Origin of the sequence: Alloalcanivorax dieselolei B5, assembly GCF_000300005.1 — a bacterium.
GTDB classification, from domain to species: Bacteria; Pseudomonadota; Gammaproteobacteria; order Pseudomonadales; family Alcanivoracaceae; genus Alloalcanivorax; species Alloalcanivorax dieselolei.
Map to the genome: position 1 here is coordinate 2,077,215 of NC_018691.1, position 23,039 is coordinate 2,100,253.

At 62.3% G+C, this 23,039-nt stretch carries 21 protein-coding genes; 15 read left to right on the top strand and 6 right to left on the bottom strand.

Features of this window, described 5'->3' with window-relative positions; all coding sequences use genetic code 11:
- Positions 1-132: 132 nt before the first annotated feature.
- The 6 genes from dapE to map form a co-directional block, all read right to left on the bottom strand.
- Positions 133-1,263, bottom strand: a complete 1,131-nt coding sequence (gene dapE, locus B5T_RS09410; RefSeq protein ID WP_014994262.1) for a succinyl-diaminopimelate desuccinylase — start codon at positions 1,261-1,263, stop codon at positions 133-135.
- Between the two features lie 23 nt (positions 1,264-1,286).
- On the bottom strand, positions 1,287-2,321 hold the full coding sequence (gene dapD / locus B5T_RS09415; RefSeq protein WP_014994263.1) for a 2,3,4,5-tetrahydropyridine-2,6-dicarboxylate N-succinyltransferase: 1,035 nt from the start codon (positions 2,319-2,321) through the stop codon (positions 1,287-1,289).
- Between the two features lie 64 nt (positions 2,322-2,385).
- Positions 2,386-2,730 (bottom strand): ArsC family reductase, encoded by a 345-nt coding sequence (locus tag B5T_RS09420; protein ID WP_014994264.1) that lies wholly within the window; start codon positions 2,728-2,730, stop codon positions 2,386-2,388.
- 33 nt (positions 2,731-2,763) lie between these two features.
- Positions 2,764-3,945 carry a succinyldiaminopimelate transaminase gene (gene dapC, locus B5T_RS09425; RefSeq protein WP_014994265.1) on the bottom strand — a complete coding sequence of 394 codons (1,182 nt, stop codon included), beginning with the start codon at positions 3,943-3,945 and terminating at the stop codon, positions 2,764-2,766.
- Positions 3,946-3,965: 20 nt separating this feature from the next.
- Positions 3,966-6,674: a [protein-PII] uridylyltransferase gene (locus B5T_RS09430; protein ID WP_014994266.1), complete on the bottom strand. Its 2,709-nt coding sequence runs from the start codon at positions 6,672-6,674 to the stop codon at positions 3,966-3,968.
- A gap of 119 nt (positions 6,675-6,793) precedes the next feature.
- On the bottom strand, positions 6,794-7,588 hold the full coding sequence (gene map, locus B5T_RS09435) for a type I methionyl aminopeptidase (protein ID WP_014994267.1): 795 nt from the start codon (positions 7,586-7,588) through the stop codon (positions 6,794-6,796).
- Positions 7,589-8,041: 453 nt separating this feature from the next.
- Here map and rpsB point away from each other — a divergent pair, with 453 nt between their 5' ends.
- The 15 genes from rpsB to rnhB all read left to right on the top strand — a co-directional run bounded on the left by rpsB (position 8,042) and on the right by rnhB (position 23,005).
- Entirely contained in the window at positions 8,042-8,803 is a 762-nt protein-coding gene (gene rpsB, locus B5T_RS09440) for a 30S ribosomal protein S2 (protein ID WP_014994268.1), read from the top strand.
- 75 nt (positions 8,804-8,878) lie between these two features.
- On the top strand, positions 8,879-9,760 hold the full coding sequence (tsf, locus tag B5T_RS09445) for a translation elongation factor Ts (protein ID WP_041716970.1): 882 nt from the start codon (positions 8,879-8,881) through the stop codon (positions 9,758-9,760).
- A gap of 416 nt (positions 9,761-10,176) precedes the next feature.
- Complete coding sequence (gene pyrH / locus B5T_RS09450; protein ID WP_014994270.1) at positions 10,177-10,938, top strand: UMP kinase; 762 nt, start codon at positions 10,177-10,179, stop codon at positions 10,936-10,938.
- A gap of 43 nt (positions 10,939-10,981) precedes the next feature.
- A complete protein-coding gene (gene frr, locus B5T_RS09455; protein WP_014994271.1) occupies positions 10,982-11,539 on the top strand; it encodes a ribosome recycling factor in 558 nt (185 codons plus the stop codon).
- A gap of 157 nt (positions 11,540-11,696) precedes the next feature.
- Entirely contained in the window at positions 11,697-12,485 is a 789-nt protein-coding gene (gene uppS, locus B5T_RS09460) for a polyprenyl diphosphate synthase (RefSeq protein ID WP_014994272.1), read from the top strand.
- Positions 12,479-13,303 (top strand): phosphatidate cytidylyltransferase, encoded by an 825-nt coding sequence (locus B5T_RS09465; RefSeq protein ID WP_014994273.1) that lies wholly within the window; start codon positions 12,479-12,481, stop codon positions 13,301-13,303. The genes uppS and B5T_RS09465 overlap by 7 nt, the downstream gene beginning before the upstream one ends.
- Positions 13,300-14,472, top strand: coding sequence for a 1-deoxy-D-xylulose-5-phosphate reductoisomerase (gene ispC, locus B5T_RS09470; protein WP_014994274.1), 1,173 nt, complete (start codon positions 13,300-13,302; stop codon positions 14,470-14,472). The genes B5T_RS09465 and ispC overlap by 4 nt, the downstream gene beginning before the upstream one ends.
- Positions 14,473-14,541: 69 nt before the next feature.
- Positions 14,542-15,855, top strand: coding sequence for an RIP metalloprotease RseP (gene rseP, locus B5T_RS09475; RefSeq protein ID WP_014994275.1), 1,314 nt, complete (start codon positions 14,542-14,544; stop codon positions 15,853-15,855).
- A complete protein-coding gene (gene bamA / locus B5T_RS09480; RefSeq protein WP_014994276.1) occupies positions 15,852-18,215 on the top strand; it encodes an outer membrane protein assembly factor BamA in 2,364 nt (787 codons plus the stop codon). The genes rseP and bamA overlap by 4 nt, the downstream gene beginning before the upstream one ends.
- Before the next feature lie 75 nt (positions 18,216-18,290).
- A complete protein-coding gene (locus B5T_RS09485; protein WP_014994277.1) occupies positions 18,291-18,788 on the top strand; it encodes an OmpH family outer membrane protein in 498 nt (165 codons plus the stop codon).
- Positions 18,789-18,791: 3 nt separating this feature from the next.
- Positions 18,792-19,820 carry a UDP-3-O-(3-hydroxymyristoyl)glucosamine N-acyltransferase gene (gene lpxD, locus B5T_RS09490; protein WP_014994278.1) on the top strand — a complete coding sequence of 343 codons (1,029 nt, stop codon included), beginning with the start codon at positions 18,792-18,794 and terminating at the stop codon, positions 19,818-19,820.
- A 78-nt stretch (positions 19,821-19,898) separates the two neighbouring features.
- Entirely contained in the window at positions 19,899-20,336 is a 438-nt protein-coding gene (gene fabZ / locus B5T_RS09495; protein ID WP_014994279.1) for a 3-hydroxyacyl-ACP dehydratase FabZ, read from the top strand.
- A 116-nt stretch (positions 20,337-20,452) separates the two neighbouring features.
- Positions 20,453-21,223, top strand: a complete 771-nt coding sequence (lpxA, locus tag B5T_RS09500) for an acyl-ACP--UDP-N-acetylglucosamine O-acyltransferase (protein WP_014994280.1) — start codon at positions 20,453-20,455, stop codon at positions 21,221-21,223.
- Between the two features lies 1 nt (position 21,224).
- Positions 21,225-22,370, top strand: a complete 1,146-nt coding sequence (gene lpxB / locus B5T_RS09505; protein WP_014994281.1) for a lipid-A-disaccharide synthase — start codon at positions 21,225-21,227, stop codon at positions 22,368-22,370.
- Positions 22,367-23,005: a ribonuclease HII gene (gene rnhB / locus B5T_RS09510; RefSeq protein WP_014994282.1), complete on the top strand. Its 639-nt coding sequence runs from the start codon at positions 22,367-22,369 to the stop codon at positions 23,003-23,005. The genes lpxB and rnhB overlap by 4 nt, the downstream gene beginning before the upstream one ends.
- The last annotated feature ends 34 nt before the right edge of the window (positions 23,006-23,039 follow it).

Sequence of the window (23,039 nt, forward strand, 5' to 3'; positions counted from 1 at the left end):
TTGGGCGCCAGGGATGAGAGCCGTGGAACTATGAAGCTACTGTAGGAGCCTGCCCTGCAGGCGAATTTTTTGAGCCAAAGCTCATTCGCCTGCAAGGCAGGCTCCTACAGTGGTTTGGGGGCGCCGGATAAGTCAGCCCAGAAGGTTTTCCAGCACCTGTCGATAGATTCCGGTGAGGATGTCCAGCTCACTGATACTGGTGTGTTCGTCCACCTTGTGGATGGTGGCGTTTACCGGTCCCAGTTCCACTACCTGAGCGCCGGTGGGGGCAATGAAGCGGCCGTCGCTGGTGCCGCCGGCGGTGGACAACTCGGCATCGCGGCCGGTTTCCTGGCGAATCGCCGCCACGGTGGCGTCCACCAGGGCACCGCGATCGGTGAGGAACGGCTGCCCGGACAGAGTCCATTGCAAGTCATAGTCCAGGCCGTGTTTGTCCAGAATCGCCTCGGTGCGCTGGCGCAATATCGCTTCGGTGAGTTCGGTGGAGAAACGGAAATTGAAAAGTACCCGGCAATGGCCGGGAATCACGTTGGTGGCGCCGGTGCCGGCCTGAATGTTGGAAATCTGGAAGCTGGTGGCGGGGAAGAAGTCGTTGCCCTGGTCCCATTCCTCGGCGGCCAGTTCCGCCAGGGCGGGAGTGGCCTGGTGCACCGGGTTTCGGGCCAGGTGAGGATAGGCCACATGGCCCTGGATGCCTTTGACCGTGAGCACGGCGCCGAGGGAGCCGCGCCGGCCGTTTTTAATCACATCGCCGACGGTGTTGGTGGAGGAGGGCTCGCCCACCAGACAGTAATCGATGGCCTCGTCGCGTCCCTGTAAATACTCCACCACTTTGACGGTGCCGTTCACCGACGGCCCTTCTTCGTCGGCGGTGATCAGAAAACCGATACTGCCGTCGTGATCGGGGTGGGCGGCGACGAAATCCTCCACCGCCGCCAGCATAGCCGCGATGGAGCCTTTCATGTCCGCCGCGCCGCGACCATAGAGCAAGTCTCCGTCGATAGTGGGGGCGAACGGATCATGGGTCCATTCCTCGCGTTCCCCGGTGGGCACCACATCGGTGTGCCCGGCGAACACGAACAGCGGGCCGCCGTTGCCGCGCCGCGCCCACAGATTGCGCACCTCTTCGAACCACAGGGTTTCGCACTGGAAACCCAGGGCTTCCAGTTTTTCGATCATCCAGTCCTGGCACCCTTCGTCTTCCGGCGTAACGGAAGGGCGGCGGATCAGTTCCCGGGCGTAGTCGAGGGTTTTGCTCACCATGGGCTCCCGTATCGGTGTGGGCGTCAGTTGTGCTTGTGCAGTTCTTCGTTCAGGGCGATGGCGCTCTTGTTGGTCCGACACTGCACCGCGCCGCTTTCCGAATTGCGGCGGAACAGCAGGTCGGATTTGCCGGCCAGATCCCGGGCCTTGACGGTATCGACCACGCCGCCGTTTTCGTCCAGCACTTCCACCTTGGTGCCGGAAGTGATGTAGAGGCCCGCTTCGATGGTGCAACGGTCGCCCAGCGGGATGCCGGTGCCGGCGTTGGCGCCGAGCAAACAGCCTTCGCCCAGGGAAATGACGATGTTGCCGCCACCGGACAGCGTGCCCATGGTGGAGGCGCCACCGCCGATGTCGGAGCCCTTGCCGACGAACACGCCGGCGGAGATGCGGCCTTCGATCATGCCCGGGCCTTCGGTGCCGGCGTTAAAGTTGATGAAGCCCTCGTGCATGATGGTGGTGCCTTCGCCCACATAGGCGCCGAGGCGGACCCGGGCGGTATCGGCTATGCGCACGCCGGTGGGGATCACGTAGTCGGTCATTTTCGGGAACTTGTCGACGCTGTTCACTTCCAGCAGCTTGCCGTTGAGGCGCGCCAACAGTTGACGCTCCGGCAGCTCTTCCAGATCCACCGCGCCTTCGTTGGTCCAGGCCACGTTCGGCAGCAGCGGGAAGATGCCGCTGAGTACCACGCCGTGGGGTTTCACCAGGCGATGGGAGAGCAGGTGCAGCTTCAGATAGGCTTCCGGGGTGGAGGCCGGCTCGGCATCGGTTTCCAGGATGGTGAGCACCACCGGGCGCTCGGATTCCTGGAACGCCACCGCGTAGCTGGCCTCATGCTCGAAACCGGCTTCACGCCATTCCCGGGCCAGGTGTTGTACCTGGCGATGGGTCAGTTCCAGGGCGGCATTGCCGCCTTGGTAGCCCACTTCCTCACGCACGACCTCAATCAGTTTGGGATCCGGGTTCAGGTAGGGATCCGGATAAAACACTTCCAGCCAGTTGTCATCGCGGTTCTTGGTACCGCAACCCAGGGCGAAGGCGAAAATCGTGCTCATAACAATCTCCTTTGGCGTCGAACGTCAGACCGGGGCGCCCGACGCTAATTAAAACGAAACTCTTTTAGAACAAGGCTTGCCATTGGTCGGCGTTGAAGCCGGCCACCAGGGTCTCTCCGTGCTGGAGGATCGGCCGTTTAATAATGGATGGATTGTCCAGCGCCACGGGCACGGCCTGTTCGGCATCCATGTTGTCGCGCACGGCCGGGTCCAGTTTACGCCAGGTGGTGCCGCGACGGTTGATGACGGTTTCCCAACCCAGGGTATCGATCCAGCGGCGCAATTCCGCTTCCGGCACGCCTTCCTTTTTGTAATCGTGAAACACGTACTCCACGCCCTGGTCGTCCAGCCAGACCCGGGCCTTCTTCATGGTGTCGCAGTTCTTGATGCCGTAAAGGGTAGTGGCCACGGTAAGCTCCTTACTGTGTTCATATGCCGGCGGTTACAGACGCTTGATCAGCGCGCGCATGCGTTCGGCGCCTTCCACGCACTGGTCCAGTTCCGCCACCAGCGCCATGCGCACCCGGTTATTACCGGGGTTGCGGCCGTTCACGGTGCGAGACAGATAGCGGCCGGGCAACACGGTGACGTTCTCTTCCGCCTTCAATTGACGGGCGAAACTTTCGTCGTCGATGGGTGTGCGCGGCCACAGGTAAAAGCCCGCGTCCGGGGCGGATACCTTAAGTTCGTCACCGAGAATGTCCAGCACCGCGCGGAATTTTTCCACGTACAGGGCGCGGTTGGCTTCCACGTGGGTTTCATCGTTCCAGGCGGCGATACTGGCCAGCTGGTGATGGACCGGCATGGCGCAGCCGTGGTAGGTGCGGTAGCGCAGGAACCGTTGCAGGATTTCGCCATCGCCGGCGACGAAGCCGGAACGCAACCCCGGCAGGTTGGAGCGTTTGGACAGGGAGTGAAACACCACGCAGCGGCGGTAGTCGTGGCGGCCCATTTCCGCGCAGGCCTGCAGCAGGCCGGCGGGCGCCTGATTCTGATAGATTTCTGAGTAGCACTCATCGGAGGCGATGACAAAATCGTACTTGTCAGCCAGTTGGATCAACGCTTTCAGCTGTGCCTTGGAGAGGGTGGCACCAGTGGGGTTGCCCGGAGTGCAGATGAACAGCAATTGAGTGCGGATCCACACGTCTTCACCGACCGCGTCAAAATCCGGTTGCAAGCCGGAAGCGCTGGTGCACGGCAGGTACACCGGCTCGCCACCGCCGAGCAGCGTGGCGCCTTCGTAGATCTGATAGAAGGGATTGGGCATCAGTACCAATGGCCGGCGCTGCCGGTCCAGCAGGGCCTGGGTGAAGGCGAACAGCGCTTCGCGGGTGCCGTTCACCGGAATCACCTGCCGGTCATGATCCACCGCGGTCAGTTTGAAGCGGCGCACCAGCCAGTCAGCGATGGCCTGGCGCAGTTCCGGCAGGCCGTTGGTGGCCGGATAGCGGGACAGTAAAGCGGTATTCTCGCGCAGCACTTGCTGCACGAATTCCGGTGCCGGATGTTGTGGTTCGCCGATGGAAAATGACACCGGGGCTTTGTCCGAGGCGGGCAGGTTGTTGAACAGCGTCGCCAGTTTTTCAAAAGGGTAGGGATGCAGCTGCTCCAAATCCGGATTCATGAGGCGCCGGCGCTCCTTGATCAAAAAGTGGTGGAATAAGTGTCGTTCTGATTGCGCTTGTCCAGTTCCTGCATGAGCGTGTCCTGCAGGTGCTGGCACAGTTCCGGGTCGGACACCGGATCACCGTTGAGGTCGGTGACGAAGAACACATCCTCGACCCGTTCTCCCAGGGTGGCGATGCGGGCGTTCTGCACCAGCAGTTCGAACTGCACGAAAATGCGACCGATGTGGGCCAGCAGGCCGGGGCGGTCCAGAGTGTGGATATCCACCACGGTGCGATCGTTGACGATGTCGTTGCTGATCACCACCTGGGTTGGCACGTCGAAATGCTTGTGCCGGCGCGGCATGCGCCGGCTTACCGTGGTGCCGAACTTCTCCGGGTGTTTGAGCGTCTCGGTCAGGGTCTGGCGAATGTGTTCGATACGCGGCCAATCATCGCCGATCGGCGTGCCATGTTCGTCCAGGACGATGTAGGTATCCAGACTGAAGCCGTCGGCACTGGTGATGATGCGGGCGTCCATGATGGTCAGGCCCAGGCTGTCGAGGGCGTTAACGGTGGCGGCGAACAGATTCTGGGTATCGGGCGTGTAGATAAAGATTTGCGAGCCGCCTTCGGTTTGCCCCTGGCCCATCTGGTTCTCACGGATCAGCACCAGCGGATCTTCCGGATTGGGGCGGCCGAGCAGCGCCTCGGTGTGCCAGGCGATATCCCAGGGGGTTTCGCGAAGAAAATACTCATCGCCGATGTTGGCCCACAGTGCTTCCACCGCCTGCGGATCCTGATCGCGATCCATCAGCATCTTAAGCGCCGCTTCGTGGGTTTCGTCGACCCAGTCCTGTTTGTCCAGCGGGTTGTTCAGGCCGCGGCGCAGGGCGCGCTTGGTTTCCACGTACAACTGGCGCAACAACGAGGCGCGCCAGGAATTCCACAGGCTCGGATTGGTGGCATTGATGTCCGCCACGGTGAGCACGTAAAGGTAGTCCAGATGCACCAGGTCGCCGACCACGCGGGCGAATTCGTGCACCACGTCCGGATCGGAAATGTCCTTGCGCTGGGCGGTGACACTCATGGTCAGATGGTTCCGCACCAGCCAGGCCACCAGTTTGCCGTCCCAGTTGCTGAGGCCGTGGCGCTGGCAAAAGGCAATGGCGTCCTCGGCTCCCAGTTCGGAGTGATCACCGCCGCGGCCCTTGGCGATGTCGTGGTAGAGGCCGGCGACATACAGCAGTTCCGGTTTCGGCAGGCGGTAGAACACCTCGCTGGCCAGCGGGAACGTTTCGCGCATGTCGTCATAACGCAGCCGGCGCATGTTCTTGATCACCAGCAGGGTATGGGCATCGACGGTGTAAATATGGAACAGGTCGTACTGCATCATGCCGATGATGCGGCCGAACTCGGGCAGGTATTTGCCGAGCAGCCCGTAGCGCTTCATCCGCCGCAACTGGGTGAACAACGAGTGGGGGCTGCGCAGCAGCTGCATGAACAGGGCGGTGTTGGCCGGATCGTTGCGGAACTGATCGTCGATGGTGGGCCGGGCTTCGATCAGCGCGCGAATAGTCTCCGCGCGAATGCCTTTCAGGTCCGGGTTCTGGGCCAGCAGCACGAACATTTCCAGCATCGCCGAAGGGTGCTTCTGGAACACGTCCGGAGCGCTGATTTCCAGGTAATCGTTGCGCGCCTGGAAGCGGCGGTTGAGCGGGCGTCTTTGTTTCGGGGTGGATAGTTCCGGCGTGCCGGAGCGCAGAATCGCTTCGTCGAACAACTGCAGCAGCATTTCGTTGAACACCGACATGGCCAGCGCCACCCGGTAGAACCCTTTCATGAAATGCTCCACTGCCAGGTTGGCATCGGAATCCCGGTATCCAAGGCGGTCCGCCAGTTGCCGTTGATGGTCGAACAGCAGCCGGTTTTCATTGCGCCCGGTGAGCGTGTGTAGCGCCCAGCGGATGCGCCACAGCTCGGCCAGCCATTTTTGCAGCAGCGCGTGTTCCTTGCGGGTGATGAAGCCCGCTTCGACCATGGTGTCAATGCTGTCGGCGCCGAAATGCCGGTGCGCCACCCAGGAGATCATCTGAAAATCACGCAGGCCGCCGGGGGCGTTCTTGAGGTCCGGTTCCAGGTTGTATTCGGTGTCGTTGTGCTTGGCGTGGCGGGCGGTCTGCTCGTCCCATTTGGCGGCGAAGAAGCGGTCCGCCGGCCACATCCGGTCCGGGGCGGTGCGTTCGGCCAGGGCGGTCAGGACCGCGTTATCGCCGGCCAGGGTGCGCGCCTCCATGATATTGGTGGCGACGGTGATGTCCTCGGCCGCCAGCGCCACGCACTCGTCAAGGGAGCGTACGCTGTGGCCGATTTCCAGGCCAATGTCCCAAAGAAAGGCAACAAAGCCTTCCAGGGAACCGCAGGCCTGCTCGTCCGGGCGCTGGCGGAACAGCACCATCAGGTCCACATCGGAATAGGGGTGCAGTTCGCCGCGGCCATAGCCGCCCACGGCCACCAGAGCGGCGTCGCTCAGATGGTCCAGGCCGAACAGGGACCAGGCGGCGATCAGGACCCGGTCCACCAGGGTGGCGCGGCTGTGCACCAGATCCTCGATCGGAGTCTGGTCAAAGGCGGCGTCCAACTGCGCCTGTCCTTCCTCCAGGTAAGCCCGGGCGGTCTGTCCCGGTTGGTCGGTGCCGCGCAGGCGTGCAAGAAGGTCGGACTGGCTCAGAGGGGGCGTCAACGTCATGCTGGAACCTGCCACATAAAAGAAGGGGCCGGCGCAAGGCCGGCCTCCGGGTTGGACGAGCCACCGGGCTGGCGGTGCCGTCCGCTCATTCTACACAAACCACCGATGACACGAACGGATCAATACAGGTCCTGTTCCTCATTGCGTGCGGTGAGCACTTCGTAGCCGTCGGCGGTGACCGCGATGGTATGCTCCCATTGGGCGGACAGCTTGCGATCCTTGGTGACCACGGTCCAGCCGTCCGGCAGCACCTTGTTGGAGGCCTTGCCGGCGTTGATCATCGGTTCGATGGTGAATACCATGCCCTCGACCAGCTCCAGGCCGGTGCCGGTCTTGCCGTAGTGCAGGACCTGGGGTTCCTCGTGGAAGCCCTCGCCGATGCCGTGGCCGCAGTATTCGCGTACCACTGAGAAGCGCTCGCTCTCGGCCAGTTTCTGGATGCGGTGGCCGATGTCGCCCAGACGCACTCCGGGTCTGACCATCCTGATACCGGTCAGCATGCACTCGCGGGTGGTTTCCACCAGGCGGCGGGACAGTACCGACGGCTCACCCACGTAGTACATTTTGCTGGTGTCGCCATGCCAGCCGTCCTTGATCACGGTGACGTCGATATTGACGATATCACCGCTCTTGAGCGCCTTTTTCTCATTGGGAATGCCGTGGCAAACCACGTGGTTCACCGAGGTGCAGATGGACTTGGGGAAGGGGATGCGGCCGGGCGCGCCACCATAACCCAGGCAGGCGGGGATGGCCTTCTGCTTGTTGACGATGTGGTCATGGCAGATACGATCCAGTTCCTCGGTGGTCACCCCCGGCTGAACGTGCTCGCCAATCATTTCCAGGACTTCGGCGGCCAGACGGCCGGCTTCGCGCATTTTGGCGATTTGTTCGGGGGTTTTGATCACTACATTCATGCCAGGAACCTGTTCGTGGTAAAGGATGTCGTCGTCAATGAGAGTCGCGGTACATAAAGACCGAAGTCAGTAAAGGTCGAGAACGAGTCCGGTGTCTACCCTGGAGATCGAGGGAAAAATACCGTGTTTTCAGAGACTTGGGCTGGCCCGGCCGGGTGGCGCCCGGGTCTTTTCCGTTGCCTCGATGGGGGCGGTCGTGGTATAAAGCGCCCGCTTTCTCACTCGTCAGCGGTGACGCATTGTAACCGTTCGGCGGTGAGGAGTGGAGCCTTGGACCGGATAACCCTTCCCAATACCGGGAAATGGGGGCTCCGGCCGGGTAAACAACGACACACACGTTCCGACACATGGCTCGGGGTGCTTCCAGGCGCTTCCTCTCTATTTATTAGGGAACGGGAGACCGGAGGTTGGGTCATGAGGGGACGTGGAGGCCTAACCCTTGGAGTTTACATTATGTCTAGCGTAACCATGCGCGATATGCTGAAGGCCGGCGTGCACTTCGGCCACCAGACCCGTTACTGGAACCCGAAGATGAAGCCGTTCATCTTTGGTGCCCGCAACAAGATTCATATCGTTAACCTGGAATCCACCCTGCCGCTGTTCAACGAAGCCATTGGCTTCCTGAACAAACTGGCCGCCAGCAACAACAAAGTGCTGTTCGTTGGCACCAAGCGCGCCGCCCAGAAGGCTATTCGCGAGGAAGCCACTCGTTGCGGCATGCCTTATGTGGATCACCGTTGGCTCGGCGGCATGCTGACCAACTGGAAAACCATCCGCCAGTCCATCAAACGCCTGCGTGATCTGGAAGCGCAAAGCGAGGACGGCACCCTGGCCAAGCTGACCAAGAAAGAAGCCCTGATGCGTCACCGGGAAATGGAGAAGCTGGAACGCTCCATCGGTGGTATCAAGGAGATGGGCGGCCTGCCGGATGCGCTGTTCGTGATTGATGTGGACCACGAAGACATCGCCGTTCAGGAAGCCCGCAAACTGGGTATTCCGGTGGTGGCGGTGGTGGACACCAACTCCGACCCGGATGATATCGACTATGTCATCCCGGGCAACGACGATGCCATTCGCGCTATTCAGCTCTACGTCCAGGCCGCCGCCGACGCGATCCTGGAAGGCAAGGAATACGCGAAAAACAGTGGTGCCGGCGGCGAGAGCGAATTCGTCGAGGTAGTGGAAGACTCGGAAGCCGACCAGGCCGAGGGTTGATTCGCGTCGGGCCGGGGCATACTCCGGCCCGTACCACCTGATTCAACACCCTGTTAAAAGATTCAAGAGGTAAGCATGGCTGCTGTAACTGCTGCAATGGTGAAAGAGCTTCGTGAACGCACCGGCCTGGGCATGATGGAATGCAAAAAGGCGCTGGTGGAAGCGGACGCGGACATCGAAAAAGCCATTGATGACCTGCGCAAATCCGGCCAGGCGAAAGCCGCCAAGAAAGCCGGTCGTACCGCCGCGGAAGGCGCCGTGGTCGTGGCTACCAGTGACGACAAGTCCCGCGCGCTGATGGTTGAGATCAACTCCGAAACCGACTTCGTCGCCCGCGACGAGAACTTCCTTGGTTTCGCCAACAAAGTGGCTCAGGCCGCTCTGCAGGCCGGTGTCACCGACGCCGCCGGGATCGCTGAACTGAAGCTGGAAGATGGCGCTTCCGTGGAAGAAGCGCGTCAGGCTTTGGTGCAGAAAATTGGCGAGAACATTCAGGTGCGTCGCGCCTTGGCTCTGAACGTGGAAGGCGGCGTGGTCGCCTCCTACGTGCACGGCGGCAAAATCGGCGTGCTGGTTTCCCTGTCCGGTGGCGATACCGAGCTGGGTAAAGACGTGGCCATGCACGTGGCCGCGGTAGCGCCGATGGTGGTCAAGTCCGACCAGGTGCCCGCCGAGACTCTGGACAAAGAGCGTGAAATCATCCGCGCTCAGCCGGATATGGAAGGCAAGCCGGCGGAAATCGTCGAGAAAATGGTCGGCGGCCGCATCAACAAATTCCTCAAGGAAGTGAGCCTGTTGGATCAGCCCTTCGTGAAGGATCCCAACACCTCCGTTGGCAACCTGGTGAAAGGCGCTGGTGCCGAGGTGGTGGCTTTCGAGCGCCTGGTGGTGGGCGAAGGCATCGAGAAGGAAGAAGTGGATTTCGCCGCGGAAGTGATGGCTCAGGCGAAACGCTAAATTGCGCGCCGCATGGCGTGTCGGGGTGGCGGCCGTAAAGTCTGTACATTTTACGCCGCCGCGCCACCAAAACGCCTTGTTGGGCTCCCCAGCAAGGCGTTTTTTTAAGATCATGAACAGGCTTCAAGCAGCCTATTGAAACCGGGTGCCAACCGGTGCGCCCGATGGCTTTGGCGCCGATGGCCGCTCTCTCTTCATGAGGGCGCGCCATGTTGTCCGCGGGCCCCGCGGAGACGGCGTGGCAAGCGTGTGAGCGAATCTTCGCCGGCGCGATTAAACAGTTGCATCCTCGCGTGCGGCGGGTAGTGTGTCGAGAGTCCTGTGGCTGCGGTACGCTTGCGGGCCGGGTCATTTCAGGCGCACGGACCGAACGATTAGCAAATGGCGGATATTCCATGAGTGGCGGAGAGCATGATATGGCCAAGAGCAAGGAGCGTTCACCGCGCTACAACCGCATCCTTCTCAAGCTGAGCGGTGAGGCGTTGGCGGGTGATGAGGGGTTCGGTATCGATCCCCGGGTACTGGACACCTTATCCCTGGAGATTGGTCAGTTGGTGGGGATTGGTGTTCAGGTCGGCATCGTTATCGGTGGCGGCAACCTGTTTCGCGGCGCCGCCCTGCAAACAGCCGGCCTGGACCGGGTGGCGGGCGATCACATGGGGATGCTGGCCACGGTCATGAACGGCCTGGCCATGCGCGACGCGCTGGAGCGCTCCAACATCCGCACCCGCCTGATGTCGGCCATTCCCATGAGCGGCATCGTGGAGCATTATGATCACCGGCACGCCATCCGCTATCTGAAAAACGGCGAGGTGGTGATCTTCTGTGCCGGCACTGGCAACCCGTTCTTCACCACGGATTCCGCCGCCTGTCTGCGCGGTATTGAAATCAGCGCCGACGTGGTGCTCAAGGCCACCAAGGTGGACGGTGTCTACGACGACGATCCGGTGAAGAACCCCGAAGCACGCAAATACGACCGCCTGACCTTCGATCAGGTGCTGGACAGCAAGCTCGGCGTGATGGACCTGACCGCCATTTGCCTGTGTCGTGACCATGACATGCCGTTGCGTGTGTTCAACATGAACAAGCAGGGCGCGTTGCTGAATCTGATGCTGGGGGGCAGTGAAGGCACCCTGGTGGCGTCCGAAGTACAGGAAGCGGGCTCCGAAACCGCATGATACGGCGGCGCAGCCCAGTGAAGAACAGGCGAGGAATCGAAAGGTGATCGAGGACATCAAGAAAGACGCGGAATCACGCATGAAGAAGAGCCTGGAGTCTCTGGACGTGGCTCTGAAAAAAGTGCGCACCGGCCGCGCCCATCCCAGTCTGCTGGACACTGTCCACGTGTCCTATTATGGCTCGGACACGCCGCTGAGCCAGTTGGCCAACATCAGCGTGGAAGAGGGGCGTACCCTGTTGGTGTCGCCGTTCGACAAGAGTCTGGTGCCGGATGTGGAAAAAGCCATCATGGCTTCCGATCTGGGCCTGAATCCCTCCACCGCCGGCACCGTGATTCGTTTGCCGCTGCCTCCTCTGACCGAGGAAACCCGTCGCGATCTGGTGAAGGTGGTGCGCGGCGAGGCCGAGCATGCCAAAGTGGCGATCCGCAACATCCGTCGCGACGCCAACGGTGACTTCAAGGATTTGCTCAAGGAGAAGGAAATCTCCGAGGACGAAGCCCGTCGTGGCGAAGAGCAAATTCAGCAGCTTACCGACCGCATGGTCGGTGAAGTGGAGAAGATGCTCAAGACCAAGGAAGAGGAGTTGATGACCGTTTGAGGATCCCGGGATCCTGAAGCGGCCATTGCCGTCAGTGCGGGCGCCGGCAGTTACCGGCGCCTGCGTTGTTTCGGGTGGTACGGGACGGCGAAACGGATCAGGCCCGTTCGTTGCCTGGTGAACAAGAGAAGCAAGGACGACAACCCGGAGGTTCTTGATGGAAGAAACCCGACCGGTTTCCTCGGCGCCGGACCTGGATTCCCACGCCGGGGCTTTGCCGCGCCACGTCGCCATCATCATGGACGGCAACAACCGTTGGGCCCGCCAGCGCGATTTGCCCGGCGTCGAAGGTCATCGGGCCGGTGAAGCCACGGTGCGGGAAGTGATTCGCCGTGCCGCCCGTCGCGGTATCGAAGTAGTGACGCTGTTCGCTTTCAGTTCCGAAAACTGGCGCCGGCCCGAGGACGAGGTGCAGCATCTGCTGGCGCTGTTCGTTCACGCTCTCGGGGCCAGGGTCGCCGAATTGCATGAAAACGGCATCCGCTTGCGCTTCATCGGCGAGCGCTCCGCCTTCAATGACGGCTTACGCCGGGGCATGGACCAGGCCGAGCAGTTGACCGCCAATAACGATGGCATGACCCTGGCCATCGCGGTCAATTATGGTGGCCAATGGGATCTGACCCAGGCCGCCCGCCGTGTGGCGCAACGGGTGCGTGACGGTGAGCTGGCGGTGGAGGAGATCACCGACGCCGAGTTGGGCAGTCACATTAGTCTGGCCGATCTGCCGCCGCCGGATCTGCTGATCCGCACCGGTGGCGAGCAACGCCTGAGCAACTTCCTGTTGTGGCAGGCCGCCTACAGTGAATTCTATTTCACCCCAACCCTGTGGCCGGATTTTGACGGCCAGGCGCTGGATCGGGCGCTGGCGGATTACGCCTCCCGGCAGCGCCGCTTCGGGCGCTCCGGTGAGGAAGTCAATCGCCTCGATGGAGACTCTTCATGCTGAAACAGAGGGTGATCACCGCTCTGATTCTGTTGCCGATCGTGCTGGGCGCGGTCTTTGGCCTCGGCCGGGTGCCGTTCGCGGTGATCGCCGGTGTGTTTTTCGTCGTCGGTGGCTGGGAATGGTCCGGCATGATGCGTGGCCCGGGGCAGGGCGCCCGCCTGCTATGGTGCCTGTCCCTGGCGCTGCTGATGGTGGCGGTCGAGATCTGTCGCCCGGCCTGGGTGCTGAACGCGCTGCCGTTGTGGTGGTTGCTGGCGTTGGTGATGGTGCTCGGCTATCCGCGTAACGCCCGGCTGTGGTTCCGGACACCGATCATGGTGGTGGTGGGCTGGTTGCTGCTGATACCGTCCTGGGCCGCGGTGGTGGAGCTGCAGGATCATGGCGCGCTGGGTCTGGCCGGCCCCTGGGCGCTGCTGTTTATTCTGGTGTGGGTGTGGGCGGCCGATACCGGCGCTTATTTCGCTGGCCGGGCCTTTGGACGGCATAAGCTGGCGCCGCTGGTCAGTCCTGGCAAAACGGTGGAAGGGCTGGTCGGTGGTGCTCTGCTGGCATTGGCCGTGGTGGCCCTGGTGTACGCCACAGGCTGGCTGCGGGCGACCTTGCCGGCGCTGTTGATCGTCGCGTTGATGACCGTGCTGGCCTCGGTGCTGGGTGACCTGTTCGAGAGCATGGTCAAGCGCGAGCGCGGTATCAAGGACAGTGGCTCGGTATTGCCGGGCCACGGCGGTATGCTGGACCGTATCGACAGTGTCACCGCCGCTCTACCGGTGGCGCTGGCCGGCCTTAACTGGTTCTCCCTGCCAGGAGGCGTGCTGTGAAGGAGCGTATTACCGTCCTCGGTGCCACCGGCAGCATCGGCTGCCAGACCCTGGAGGTGCTGGCCCTGCACCCGGAACGCTATGAAGTGGTGGCGCTGACGGCGGGCCATCGCTGGCGTGAACTGGCGGAACAGTGTCTGCGCTGGCGCCCGCGTTACGCCGCTCTGGCGGACGAACAGGCCGCCGGCGAGCTTCGGAACCATCTCAAGGCGGCAGGGTCTGACACCGAAGTGCTGGCCGGGCACCAGGGTGTGTGCGCTGTCGCCGGGCTGGACGATGTGGACACGGTGGTCGCCGCCATCGTCGGCGCCGCTGGCGTGCGTCCGACCCTGGCGGCGGTCGGCGCCGGCAAGAAAATTCTGCTGGCGAACAAGGAAACCCTGGTGGTGACCGGCGCGCTGTTCATGGAGGCGGTGAAGCGCCACGGTGCCACGCTGTTGCCGGTGGATTCCGAGCATAATGCCATCTTCCAGTGTCTGCCCCGGGGCGGCGTGGACCAGGGCGTGCGAAGAGTGCTGCTGACCGCCTCCGGCGGTCCGTTTCTGGGCTGGTCCGCTGAGCAACTGGCGTCGGTGACGCCGGAGCAGGCAGTGCGGCATCCCAACTGGGACATGGGGCCGAAGATTTCCGTGGATTCCGCCACGCTGATGAACAAAGGCCTGGAATTCATTGAGGCCTGCTGGTTGTTCGATATGCCGCCCGAACGGGTGGACGTGGTGATTCACCCGCAAAGCGTGGTGCATTCCATGGTCGAATACCTGGACGGCTCGGTGCTGGCGCAAATGGGCACACCGGATATGCGCACGCCGATCGCCTGCGCGCTGGCGTGGCCACAGCGGATCGCCTCCGGCGCGCCGTCACTGGATTTCGCCAAGCTTGCCGAGCTGCGTTTCCTGCCGCCGGATGAGAAAGCCTTTCCCTGCCTGGCTCTGGCCCGGCAGGCGATGCAGGCGGGCGGCGCCGCCACCGCCGTGCTCAACGCCGCCAATGAAGTGGCGGTGGCCGCTTTTCTTGACGGCGGGCTGGGTTTCCAGCATATCGGTAGCGTAGTGGCGAACACTCTGGACGCCTTGCCCGGCGGTTGCTGTGACGATGTGGATGAAGTGATGGACCTGGACGGCCGCGCGCGGGAACTGGCCCGGCAACAATTAGTGACGTTGGGCCGATGAAGGAGAAGGTGTGAAACGCGATGGGCAGACAGCAATGCCGCCGCTGATGGCTTGTACAGAGGTCAATCGATGCTGACGGTTCTGGCTTTCGTCGTCGTCATTCTGGTCATCGTTGCCTTCCATGAATGGGGACATTTCCTTGCCATGCGCGCCTTTGGCGTGCGGGTTTTGACGTTTTCCGTCGGCTTCGGTCCGCGCCTGTGCCGTTTTACCGATCGCCGCGGCACCGACTGGGTGATCAGCGCGATTCCCCTGGGCGGCTTCGTCAGGCCGCTGGATCGCCGGGACAGCGAGATTCCGGAGGATGCCACTCTGGATGAAGAGTTCTCCGGCAAACCCGCCTGGCAGCGCGTGATCGTCTACGCCGCCGGCCCCATCTTCAATTTCATTCTTGCCTTCCTGATTTACTGGCTGCTGATGATGACCGCTGGCGAGCGCGGCTATGCGCCGGTGGTGGGCAACCCGACGGCGGACTCGCCGGCGGTGGCGGCGGGCTTCGAGCCCGGTGATCGCATGCTCACCGTTGGTGGTCGCAAGGTCGACACCTGGCAGGACGTGATGGGGCGGCTGGTGCTGCGTCTGGGGGACGCCGAGCCGGTGCCGGTGCAGGTGCGGGACAGCCGTGGCCAGGAGCGGACCCGGCAACTGGATATCAGCGCCTGGTCCCGGGATCCGGAACAATCGCCATTGCCGGTATTGGGCCTGAGCCCGGCGGTGGTGATCGGCGAGATCGCCGAGGGCAGCGGGGCCCAGCGCTCCGGCGTGCGGACCGGCGATCAGGTGCTTACCACCGACGGCCAGCCAGTGCCGGGCTGGAGTGCCTGGCGGCAGAAGCTGCAGGAAAGTCCGGGGCAGGCTCTGCCGGCCACCGTGCTGCGTGACGGCCGCGAGCATTCCCTGACGTTGCATCCCGAGCCGGTGACGGTGGAGGACCGCGTGGTCGGTCAACTCGGAGTGTTGCCTGGCGGCATCGTCGAGCAGCGCTATAATCCGTTGTCGGCGCTGGATGCCGCCGGCGGTCGCCTGGCCGACCAGTCCGGCGTGGTGTGGGCGAGTATCGCCAAATTGTTTACTGGTCACTTGCCACTGGATAGTCTCGGTGGGCCGGTGACCATTGCCCAGGTGGCCGGCCAGAGCGCGGAGGTGGGAATTCTCAGCTTCCTGATGCTGCTGGCCTATCTCAGTATCACCTTGGGTATTATCAACCTGCTGCCGGTGCCGATGTTGGACGGCGGTTGGATTCTTTTCGGCATCATCGAAATGATTCGCGGGCGCAGCCTGCCCGAGCGGTTCCTGACCACCGCTCAAGGGGTGGGGTTGACGCTGGTGATGAGTTTCATGTTGTTGGCCATCTACAACGATCTGGTGCGACAGTTTTCATGAGATACCGGGAAACGACCCAAACCCTGTTCGGCGGGGTACTGCTGACTCTGGGGGCGCTGAGCCCCGCGCTGGTACAAGCCCAGGAAGCCGTGCCGTTTCAAGTAAGGGATATTCGCGTGGAGGGGCTGCAACGCATTCCCGTCGAGCGGGTATACGCCACCTTGCCCATTCAGCCTGGTGACACCGTGACCCGGCAAAGCGTGGTGCAGTCGGTGCAGTCCCTGTTCGCCACCGGCAATTACGAGGATGTGCAACTGGGGCGCGACGGCGACGATCTGGTGGTGATGGTCTCCGAACGGCCGAGCATTGCCCGCATCGAGCTGTCCGGTAACAAGTCGATCGAGGAGGATGCCCTGCGCAAGGGGCTGACCGAAGCCGGTCTGGCCGAGGGCGAAGTGTTCCAGCGGTCCACCCTGGAAGCCATTTCCGGCGAGCTGGAACGGCAATACGTGGCCCAGGGCCGCTATGGCGCGGATATCAACGCCGAGGTGACGCCTTTGCCGCGGAACCGGGTGGCGCTGAAAATCGATATCTACGAAGGTAAATCCGCGCGCATCAACGACATCAACATCGTTGGCAACACGGTGTTCGATGACGATGAGTTGCTCAAGGTCTTCAACCTGCGGTCATCTCACTTCTGGTCGTTCATCAAGGGTGACGACAAGTACAGCCGGGAACGGCTGGCCGGTGATCTGGAGCAATTGCGGTCGTACTACCTGGACCGCGGTTACATCAACTTCTCCATTGAATCCACCCAGGTGGCGGTGACCCCGGATCGGGAAAAGGTGGCGCTCACCGTCAACGTCAACGAAGGCGAGCAGTACACCGTCAACAGTATCAAACTGGCCGGTGATCTGGTGGTGGATGAGGAGCAACTGCGCTCGCTGGTGGTGCTGGACAAGGGCCAGGTCTTCAGCCAGCAGCAGGTCACCTACACCAGTGATCTGATCAAACGCCGCCTCGGTAACGAAGGCTATACTTTCGCCGAGGTGCGTGGTATCGACCAGGCAACCAACGACGACGACAACACCGTCGACGTGGTGTTTTACGTGGAGCCGGGGCGCAAGGTTTACGTTCGCCGCATCAACTACAGCGGCAACCAGAAAACCTCCGACGAAGTGATGCGCCGGGAAATGCGCCAGTTCGAGCAGGCGCCGGCCAATACCGCGCTGATCGACTTGTCCCGTCAACGCCTGGAGCGCCTCGGTTACTTCAGCGCGGTGCAGGCGGACACCGATCCGGTACCCGGTTCCGATGATCTGGTGGATGTGAACTACAAGGTGGAGGAGCAGCCGTCCGGTTCCATCGGTGCCAATGTCGGTTATTCCGACGCCTCCGGCGTGGTGTTCGGCGCCAACATCAGCCAGAACAACTTCCGGGGTACCGGTAACCGGGTGTCCTTCGCGCTCAGCCGCAGTGACATCCGAGACGCCTACAGCTTCTCTCACTACAACCCGTACTACACCCTGGACGGCGTCAGTCGGGGCTTCAGTCTGTATTACTCCAAGATTGATTTCGATGAGGCCCGGGTCTCCTCCTATGCCGCGGACCGTGCCGGTGGCTCGGTGACGTTCGGCTACCCGATTTCCGAATACACCCGCCTGAGCTTCGGCGGTGGCCTGGAGCGCACCAAGATTTCCGACGGCGAATTCATCGCCGTGGACATCGCCCGCTTCATGGAAGAAGAAGGCCGCACCTTCGACGAGATCAAGACCAACGCCACCTTGCGTACCAGTACCCTAAACCGGGGCGTGCTGCCGGACCGTGGCTGGGCCAGCACGCTGAATCTGGAAGTGGCGGTGCCAGGCTCCGACTACCTGTTCTATAAATTGAGCTGGGATGGCGAGAAGTATTTCCCGATCACCAACCGCTGGACCCTGCGTACCCGCAGCAGCGTTGCCTACGGCGATGGCTATGGCGACAACGAAGTCCTGCCGTTCTTCGAGGCGTTCTACGGCGGTGGTATCGGTTCTGTCAGGGGCTATGAATCCCGCTCCCTGGGTCCCCGGTCCGATGCGCTGTATTACGCGCAACGCGGCGAAACGGATCCCGATCCCGATCCGATCGGGGGTAACCTGCTGACCGAACTCAGCGTGGAATTGATCTTCCCGACGCCGTTCGCGGCGGAATCTCGCAGCGTGCGGACTTTCCTGTTCGCCGACGCGGGTAATATTTTCGAGACCAAACGGGATGATATCGATGCTGATTTCGCTGTCCAGGATCTGCGGGCATCGGTGGGTATCGGTTTGAGCTGGCTCACCGCCATCGGTCCGCTCAGCTTCAACCTGGCCAAGGCGATCAACAACGAGTCCGGCGACGATACCGAAGTGTTCCAGTTCTCTCTGGGGCAAACGTTCTGATAGAGATCGGATAGAGGCAGGCCCGGCGGCGCCGGGCCTTTGTTGTTATTGGGAAGGGAAGGGTTAGGAGCGGTTATGAAGAAGAGCTTGCTTGTTGTACTGATGCTGTTTCCGGTGCTGGCCAGCGCGGAAATGCGGATTGGCGTGGTGGATCCGATCGGCGCCTTGCAGGAGGCCGACGAATTCAAGACCCGCTACAGCAAACTGGAATCATCATTGCAGGGTGACCAGTCACGGCTGGAGCAACTGGGCAAGGAAGTGGAAGGGCTGCGCAATCGCCTCGACAAGGAAGGCATGACCATGGGTGAGGACGAACGCCAGCGCTTGCAAACCCAGGGACAGCAAAAGATGATCGAGGTGCAGAACCTGCGTCAATCCGCGCAAAAGAAACTGGGGCGTGGCCAGCAGGAAATCCTGGATGTGATGGAGCCGAAACTGCGCGAGGCGGTGGAAGCGGTGGCCAACAAGCGTAATCTGGACATGGTCCTCAATGGCCAGGCGGTGGTGTACTTGAAGGGCGATGAGCCGGACATCACCAAGGACGTTACCCAACAACTCAATCGCATGAAATAATCAATGACGGTTACTCTGGAATTTCTCGCCCGGGAGCTGGATGCGGAACTGCATGGTCCGGCGGACGCCGAAGTCAGCGGTCTCGGCACCATCGGGGCGGCCGGCCCACAGCAGCTCACTTTTCTGGCCAACTCCCGCTATCGTGCCTTCCTGGAGAACACCAGCGCTGGCGCCGTGCTGCTGAGCGCGGAGCAACGGGAGCATTGTCCGGTGCCGGCTCTGGTGGTGAAGGACCCGTACCTGGCGTTTGCCAAGGCCAGTCATTTCTTTGATACCGCGCCGCCGGTGTCCGCCGGGATCCACCCGAGCGCAGTGGTGGACCCCTCCGCGACAGTACCGGAGTCGGTATCGCTGGGCCCGAATGTAGTGATTGACGCCGGTGTGGAGCTGGGTGAAGGCACCGTGGTGATGGCCAATTCCGTCATCGGGGCCGGCACCCGGATCGGTGGGCAGGGCCGTATCTGGCCGAATGTTACAATTTATCATGGTGTTACCATCGGGCCGCGGACTACCATTCACTCCCATGCCGTGATCGGCGCGGACGGGTTCGGCTTTGCCTTCAATGGCGCGGGCTGGACCAAGGTAGCGCAGGTGGGCGGTGTGCGTATCGGCGCGGACGTGGAGATCGGCGCCGGCACCACTATTGATCGCGGGGCCATCGAGGACACCGTGATCGGCAATGGGGTGATCCTGGATAATCAGATTCAGGTGGCCCACAACGTGGTGATCGGCGATCATTCCGCCCTGGCCGGCAAGGTCGGTATTGCCGGCAGTAGCCGTATTGGCAGTTACTGCATGATCGGCGGCGCGGTGGGAATCTCGGGTCACCTGGAAATCTGTGACCAGGTACAGATTCTCGGCATGTCCCTGGTGTCCCGTTCGATCACGGAACCGGGCACTTACGGGTCGGCGCTGCCCGTGGACAAACAGGACCGTTACCGCCGTAATGTGGCGCGTTTTCGCCACTTGGACGAGTTGTCCCGGCGGGTTCGTCGTCTGGAAAAGGCGCGGGGCGGGAGCAGCGAAGACTGAATCCCAGGCCGCGTCAGGCCCAGCGACGATCGGATGTCACGCCCCCGACAGGGGGTTTTTGCTTTCGGAATACATATCATGATGGACATTAACGAGGTGCGGGAATACTTGCCCCACCGCTATCCGTTTTTGCTGGTGGACCGGGTGGTGAACGTGGAGCCGGGCAAGCGCATCGAGGCGTACAAGAACGTCACGATCAACGAACCTTTCTTCAACGGCCATTTCCCGCAGGAACCGATCATGCCCGGCGTGCTGATCATCGAGGCGATGGCCCAGGCCGCCGGGATCCTCGGGTTCGTCACCGAGAACAAGCGCCCGGCGGACGGTTACATCTACCTGCTGGTGGGCGTGGACAATGCCCGTTTCAAGCGCCAGGTCGTGCCCGGTGACCGTTTGACGCTGCATGCCGAGTGGCTGATGCTGCGCCGCAGTATCCTCAAGTTCACCTGCCGCGCGGAAGTGGAAGGCCAACTGGTGGCCTCCGCCGACATGCTGGTGGCGGAACAGAAAGTCTGATTCACGCCCGCTCGGGCGGGCGTCACGGCCATCGCCGCCCTTTGGACTCTTGGCTATACTGGCGGCGGTTGCACCATTCGGAACGACACACCAGCCCAGGGTGGACACGCATACCTATGATTCATCCCACAGCCATTATTGATCCCAAAGCGGACCTGGCGGCGGACGTTGAAGTCGGGCCGTACTCCGTGATCGGGCCTGACGTCACCATCGGTGCCGGCACTGTTATCGGCCCCCATGTGGTGATCAAAGGACCGACCCGCATCGGCGCCAATAACCGCATTTTTCAGTTCGCTTCGGTGGGCGAGGACTGCCAGGACAAGAAATATCAGGGGGAGCCCACTCGTCTGGAGATCGGTGACGGTAACGTCATTCGAGAGCACGTCTCCATTCACCGCGGCACCGTGCAGGATCAGGGGCTAACCCGCATCGGCAACAACAATTTGCTAATGGCCACGGTGCATGTCGCCCATGATTGCATGATCGGCAACGATAATATTTTCGCCAATGCCACCGGCATCGCCGGCCATGTGCACATCGGCGACAATGTGATTCTTGGCGGCATGACCGGCATTCACCAGTTCTGTCACATCGGCTCCTACGCCATGTCCGCCGGCTGCAGTCTGATCGTCAAGGATGTCCCCGCCTACGTCATGGTCGGTGGCAATCCTTCCTCCGCCCGCAGCATGAACTTCGAAGGCATGCGCCGGCGTGGCTGGGACAGCGAAGTCATCAACCGTCTGCGCAAGGCCTTCAAAGTGGTCTATCGCCAGGGTATGACCCTGGAACAGGCACTGGCGGAGCTGGATCCGGAAGCCGGGCAGTGCGATAAGCTGAAGCTGTTCGTGGACTCGCTGCGTGACTCCACCCGGGGCATCACTCGCTGATATGGACGCGCCGCTGATCGCCCTGGTGGCCGGCGAGGCTTCCGGCGATATTCTCGGCGCCGGCCTGATCGAGGCCTTGCGGGCGCGTTACCCGGATGCCCGTTTCTTCGGTGTTGGCGGCGAACGCATGATCGCCGCCGGTTTTGAAACCTTGTTTCCGATGGAAAAGCTGTCGGTGATGGGTATCACCGAGGTTCTCTCCCACCTGCCGGAGCTGTTCCGTCTGCGCCGCCAGTTGGTGGACGCCTTGCTGGAAAAGCGCCCGGCGGTGGTGATCACCATCGATTCCCCGGATTTCACCCTGGGCGTGGCCAAGCGCGCCCACGCCGCCGGGCTGCGCACCGTTCATTACGTCAGCCCGTCGGTGTGGGCCTGGCGCCAGGGGCGGGTCAAGGGGATCCGCCGGGACGTGGACCTGATGTTGACGCTGTTCCCGTTCGAGGCGCTGTTCTATGAGGAGCATGGCGTGCCGGTGGCCTTTGTCGGCCACCCGCTGGCGGACATGATCGATCTGGATGTGGACACCGCCGCCGCCCGCGATGAGCTGAGCCTGGCCGGGGACGGCCAGTGGCTGGCGGTGCTGCCGGGCAGCCGGGGCGGAGAGGTGTCCCAACTGATGCCGCCGTTCCTCGATGCCATGGTGCGCCTGCACCGGGATAATCCGGCGCTGCGTTTTGTCATTCCCGCTGCTAACCCGGCCCGCCGCGAGCAAATCGAACTGGCGCTGGGGGCGGCGCCGGCGTTGCCGGTGACGGTGGTGGACGGGCACAGCCGCACGGTGATGGCGGCCGCCGATGTGGTACTGATGGCTTCCGGCACCGCCACCCTGGAAGGCTTGCTGCTGAAAAAACCCATGGTGGTGGGCTACCGGGTGGGCGCGGTGACCTATGCCATCGTCTCGCGATTGGTGAAGAGCGAATTCGTCGCCTTGCCCAATCTGCTCTGCCGGAAAGCCATGGTGCCGGAACTGATTCAGGATCAGTTGAGCGGCGAGGCGGCGGCGCGGGAAGTGAATCGCTGGTTGCATGAACCGCGGCGGGTGGCCGCGTTGCGGGAGGATTTCACCCGGGTGCATGAAGCCTTGCGTGGTGGCGCCAGCGTCAAGGCCGCCGCTGCCGTTGCCGGCCTGTTGGAAGGACAGCGATGAACCATCCCTTTCCTGAATATGATCTGAGTGAGCCGTTCGTGCCCAGCGCTTTTGCCTGGCAACCGGGCATGGTGCTGGCCGGCGTCGACGAGGTGGGCCGGGGGCCGCTGGTGGGGGCGGTGGTGACCGCCGCCGTGGTGCTGGACCCGGCAAGGCCCATAGAGGGGCTGGCGGACTCCAAGAAACTCACCGCCAAACGCCGCGAGCGGTTGGCGGAATTGATCCGTGAACGGGCCCGGGGCTGGGCTTTGGGCCGCGCCGAGGCGGCGGAAGTGGATCAACTGAACATCTATCACGCCACTCACCTGGCCATGGTCCGGGCGGTGGAGGCGCTGCCCATTGACGTGGAAGCGGTGTTGGTGGACGGTAATCGGACCCCGTCCTTCGCCTGTCCGGCGGAAGCGGTGGTGAAAGGGGACGGCCGGGTGCCGGCCATCGCCGCCGCCTCGATTCTCGCCAAAGTGGCGCGGGACGCGGAAATGGTGGCGTTGCACCAGCGGCATCCCGATTACGGCTTCGACCGTCACAAGGGCTATCCCACCGCGGTGCACCTGGAAGCGTTGCGCCGGCTCGGTCCCTTGCCAGAACATCGCCGTTCCTTTGGCCCGGTAGCGGCCCTGATCGAATCGAACTGACCCGCCGCAGCCGTGGCGGGAATCAAGGAGCTTT

Coding starts and splice junctions, on each gene's coding strand:
- rnhB (WP_014994282.1), top strand. CDS start 22,367: ATGAACCATCCCTTTCCTGAATATGATCTGAGTGAGCCGTTCGTGCCC.
- pyrH (WP_014994270.1), top strand. CDS start 10,177: ATGGCCAAGAGCAAGGAGCGTTCACCGCGCTACAACCGCATCCTTCTC.
- uppS (WP_014994272.1), top strand. CDS start 11,697: ATGGAAGAAACCCGACCGGTTTCCTCGGCGCCGGACCTGGATTCCCAC.
- B5T_RS09465 (WP_014994273.1), top strand. CDS start 12,479: ATGCTGAAACAGAGGGTGATCACCGCTCTGATTCTGTTGCCGATCGTG.
- B5T_RS09430 (WP_014994266.1), bottom strand. CDS start 6,674: ATGACGTTGACGCCCCCTCTGAGCCAGTCCGACCTTCTTGCACGCCTG.
- B5T_RS09485 (WP_014994277.1), top strand. CDS start 18,291: ATGAAGAAGAGCTTGCTTGTTGTACTGATGCTGTTTCCGGTGCTGGCC.
- fabZ (WP_014994279.1), top strand. CDS start 19,899: ATGATGGACATTAACGAGGTGCGGGAATACTTGCCCCACCGCTATCCG.
- dapD (WP_014994263.1), bottom strand. CDS start 2,321: ATGAGCACGATTTTCGCCTTCGCCCTGGGTTGCGGTACCAAGAACCGC.
- lpxD (WP_014994278.1), top strand. CDS start 18,792: ATGACGGTTACTCTGGAATTTCTCGCCCGGGAGCTGGATGCGGAACTG.
- map (WP_014994267.1), bottom strand. CDS start 7,588: ATGAATGTAGTGATCAAAACCCCCGAACAAATCGCCAAAATGCGCGAA.
- rseP (WP_014994275.1), top strand. CDS start 14,542: ATGCTGACGGTTCTGGCTTTCGTCGTCGTCATTCTGGTCATCGTTGCC.
- bamA (WP_014994276.1), top strand. CDS start 15,852: ATGAGATACCGGGAAACGACCCAAACCCTGTTCGGCGGGGTACTGCTG.
- lpxB (WP_014994281.1), top strand. CDS start 21,225: ATGGACGCGCCGCTGATCGCCCTGGTGGCCGGCGAGGCTTCCGGCGAT.
- lpxA (WP_014994280.1), top strand. CDS start 20,453: ATGATTCATCCCACAGCCATTATTGATCCCAAAGCGGACCTGGCGGCG.
- rpsB (WP_014994268.1), top strand. CDS start 8,042: ATGTCTAGCGTAACCATGCGCGATATGCTGAAGGCCGGCGTGCACTTC.
- tsf (WP_041716970.1), top strand. CDS start 8,879: ATGGCTGCTGTAACTGCTGCAATGGTGAAAGAGCTTCGTGAACGCACC.
- dapE (WP_014994262.1), bottom strand. CDS start 1,263: ATGGTGAGCAAAACCCTCGACTACGCCCGGGAACTGATCCGCCGCCCT.
- dapC (WP_014994265.1), bottom strand. CDS start 3,945: ATGAATCCGGATTTGGAGCAGCTGCATCCCTACCCTTTTGAAAAACTG.